Raw genomic sequence first — 1,593 nt, 5'->3', positions numbered from 1 at the left:
CCTTGTACGACGGCGGTGTACCCACCACGGACGGCTCCCCCCAACGCGATCAACCCGAAGATCATCCCCCAAAGGCCAGCCAACGTGACAGCGCCCTCGCAACGGTTGGAACTGAACATAATGCAAATGATCCTGAGTAGTGGTCACTCATGCATCTGAGCTGGTGCATGTGATCAGATTCTGAGGTGAGAGATCGCCAGCTGCGACGTTCCCACTGTGGCTACTGTTTCGCGCCCGCGTAAGGGCAGTGACGCGAACGTTTCTCTCAACAGGCACCACCCACGACGACTACTTAGGACGTGCACATGCTCAACCGTCGTTCCGTGATCCGGAGCGGAAGTGCCGCTATCGGCGCAATTGCTCTCTCCGCTGTTGCCAGCGGAACCGACCTGGCTGCGGCAGCTGCTCAGAACCCGCATCTCTTCGGCGATCCTGCCCAGACCCCGGTCCCGGATCAGCCCTACCCTCGACATCTGACCCGTTGCGAGCGCGAGCACCTCGAGCGGTTCGATGAGCTCGACTATGTCGTCTACTCTGGGCAGGAATGGTCCCGGATCGAAGAGAGCCATGCCCCGAATGTTCGTGTCCACTTCCCGGACGGCCGCTACGTCGACGGCCTTGACGAGCATATAGCCGATCTCAAGAGCCAGTTCGTGTGGGCACCGGACACCCACATCAGCGAGCATCCAATCCGGATCGCCAAGGGCGAGCTGACCGCCGTCACCGCAGTCATGCGCGGCACCTTCACCCGCCCCATGCCCGACGGCAAGGGTGGCTTCACTCAGCCGACCGGCAAGAAGTTCGCCATCAACATGATCACCGTCGGCATCTGGAACAGGCACGGTGTAATGGACGAGGAATTCCTGTTCTGGGATGATCGGACCTTCGGTCAACAACTCGGCCTCTCATAGCCATCGATACCGGCACATCGGCCAGCTCCCACGATGGGTCCCGTCGCTCCTTTATGGCAGGGGCGGGACGCCATCACATCCCAACCATTCGTTCACCAACTGGCCCTGCCCTGGGAGTTGTAGAATCTTCGGTGCAACTTCTCGATCACAGAAGACGCACAGTGATTCAGAAGCCTTCCTCGGGATAACCGTCCCCCGCGACCGCGATGGCACCTTCGAGTCGAAGATCGTGTGCAAGCGGCAGTCTGTAAGACTGTCATTGAGCTTCACTGCACGGATCTGTTCTGTTTGAGGGGCCCTGCTCTTCTCGGACAGCGGTGTTGAGGGTTCTCCGAGAGCACCGATCACCTCGGCTACGGCCAGCATGATCCGGCCGGGAAGAACGGCGGCAACTCCCGCAACGGCACCCGTTCCAAGACGGTGTTGACCGAGGTCGGGCCTGTGGAGATATCCGTACCCCGCGACTGCGACGGCGCCTTCGAGCCGAAGATCGTGCGTAAGAGGCAGAAACGCCTGGGCGGCGTCGACGAGATAGTCATCTCGCTCGCCGCGAAGGGCTTGACGACTGGTGAGGTGCAGGCCCACCTTGAGGCTGATCCTTTGGAGTGGACACCCTGACAATGGATCTTGATGGTCCAGGGAGGGATGTCCAGGTGGGACGCAAGTCTCCGTATCCGGAGGA

General features: G+C 60.6%; 1 protein-coding gene and 1 pseudogene. Both read left to right on the top strand.

All coding sequences use genetic code 11. The features are described 5' to 3' along the window. The first annotated feature begins 305 nt into the window (after nt 1–305). On the top strand, nt 306–911 hold the full coding sequence (locus ACFWDI_RS40935; protein WP_385312186.1) for an ester cyclase: 606 nt from the start codon (nt 306–308) through the stop codon (nt 909–911). A 333-nt stretch (nt 912–1,244) separates the two neighbouring features. After that, a pseudogene (locus ACFWDI_RS40930) lies at nt 1,245–1,496 on the top strand (transposase); the annotation flags it as partial. Between the last annotated feature and the right edge of the window lie 97 nt (nt 1,497–1,593).

It is taken from the genome of Streptomyces sp. NPDC060064, from assembly GCF_042736455.1.
Lineage (GTDB): Bacteria > Actinomycetota > Actinomycetes > Streptomycetales > Streptomycetaceae > Streptomyces.
The sequence above is the reverse complement of the archived record's forward strand: the minus strand, read 5'-3'. Positions and strand labels throughout refer to the sequence as shown.

Coding starts and splice junctions, on each gene's coding strand:
- ACFWDI_RS40935 (WP_385312186.1), top strand. CDS start 306: ATGCTCAACCGTCGTTCCGTGATCCGGAGCGGAAGTGCCGCTATCGGC.